Annotated in this window: 3 protein-coding genes; all 3 read left to right on the top strand. The window is 45.3% G+C overall.

From position 1 onward, the window contains the following. A partial coding sequence (locus ACMHKJ_RS19120; protein ID WP_413496405.1) for a hypothetical protein occupies positions 1 to 544 on the top strand: 544 nt, incomplete at its 5' end. Next, on the top strand, positions 541 to 1242 hold the full coding sequence (locus ACMHKJ_RS19125; protein WP_413496406.1) for a hypothetical protein: 702 nt from the start codon (positions 541 to 543) through the stop codon (positions 1240 to 1242). The genes ACMHKJ_RS19120 and ACMHKJ_RS19125, both read left to right, overlap by 4 nt. Further along, entirely contained in the window at positions 1239 to 1745 is a 507-nt protein-coding gene (locus ACMHKJ_RS19130; protein WP_413496408.1) for a class I SAM-dependent methyltransferase, read from the top strand. The genes ACMHKJ_RS19125 and ACMHKJ_RS19130 overlap by 4 nt, the downstream gene beginning before the upstream one ends. The last annotated feature ends 11 nt before the right edge of the window (positions 1746 to 1756 follow it).

Here is a 1756-nt window from a genome sequence, read left to right on the forward strand (position 1 = left end):
GTGGGCGTTCAGCAGAATTAACGACATGATTCAGTTTTTTAATCATGACCGCATTGATTACGGGTACTGGGCTGAAAAATTGCAGATGGGATCATGTCGCAGTGAGGTAACGGCTGCATATAAAGAAGTCGATTTATCTTCAACCCTAAAATATTACCGTGAATCATTAGAAGAATGGCTTGCCGATCTCCTTGATGGTGAAAACGATAAAGGCGCATTAGAAGCAATTAAATCATCTTACAATGAATTTGCTGCACGTATTGGTCAGCTAAAGTCACTTGTCTCTAATTATTCCGGCGCAAGCATATCAGAGCACGCCTTTTGCCATGCCGTATCAGAAGCAGATATGGAAGATGATTCATGTGATGGACACTCATCACCATGGGATTGGGATAATTTAAGTCCGCACTTCAAACCAACGCATCACTACGCATGGGCGTGTGAGGCAATCCGATACGCCTGCCAGCGTATCTCTAATAAAGAAATTGCCGAGTCCGCTGTAGATAAAGTGATTTTATTTTCTGAAATTAAGGGGGCGCTGTGAAAGAAAGAGCCATTACATTAAAAGCCCATGACGTCCGCGCTATTTTGGATGGACGTAAAAGCCAGGTGCGGCAGGTTATTAAAGCCGTACCGACCATTTACAGTTTTCACGGATGGGTGATGTCCAGTACCTGCGCTAAAGACGAAGGTAAGGCTTGCTGGGCCATTGGTGACTCACCATTACTAAGGGACCCTATTCGCCTTAACTGTCCGCTCGGAAAGATTGGTGATCGGTTATGGGTGCGTGAGACGTGGCAGGGTCCGCTGGTTGATTATGAAAATGCCAATAAATTATACAAAGACCCTGAACCATTCCAGTCGATAAAGAACTGCGTCTATAAAGCGGATGGTGGCGTATTCCCGGAGTATTTCGATGCTGACGATAATCTGAGATATGGCTGGAAGTCATCAACACAAATGCCCCGTTGGGCTTCACGCATACTGTTGGAAATAACCGCCGTTCGTGTCGAACATTTACAGGATATCAGCGAAGAAGATGCTATAGCTGATGGGATTATCACTGGTCGCTATGGTAATGAAGGTAATTGGTTGAATGGGTTTTATGTACCTGACAATAATCAACCATATCAAACAGCAAAAGCCGCATATGCCGAGCTGTGGCGGTCAATACACGGCGTGGATAGTTGGTATAGAAATTCGTGGGTGTGGGTGGTTGAATTTAAGCAGGTGACCGCATGAAACCAATACTCGACATGTGCTGCGGTAGCCGGATGTTTATGCACGACAAGCAAGACCCACGCGTTCTGTTCAGCGACATCAGAAGCGAAGAACATATTTTATGCGACGGTCGTATTTTAAAAATAACACCGGATATTATCGCTGACTTTAAAAACCTGCCGTTTCCGGATGGAACATTTCACCAAGTATTATTCGACCCGCCTCACCTTGTCCGGGTTGGTAAGAATAGCTGGATGTTTAAAAAATACGGTGCGCTGGATAAAAACGCCTGGCGCTCAGACTTAGCCGCGGGATTCAGAGAAGCGTTCCGGGTATTGCGGCCACACGGCACATTGCTGTTCAAATGGAATGAAACCCAGATACCAACCAAGGAAATACTGGCGCTCACTGACGAAAAACCGACTATCGTACAGCGTGTAGGCAAAAACGATAAAACTCACTGGATTGTATTTTATAAAGGGGCAGTACGTGACCAAATTCAAACACCTGATGATCGACCTTGAAACCATGGGTA

Source organism: Morganella psychrotolerans, from assembly GCF_965118875.1.
Taxonomy (GTDB): Bacteria; Pseudomonadota; Gammaproteobacteria; order Enterobacterales; family Enterobacteriaceae; genus Morganella; species Morganella psychrotolerans_C.

Excerpts from the sequence above, each read along its gene's own strand:
- ACMHKJ_RS19130 (WP_413496408.1), top strand. The coding sequence starts at position 1,239 with ATGAAACCAATACTCGACATGTGCTGCGGTAGCCGGATGTTTATGCAC.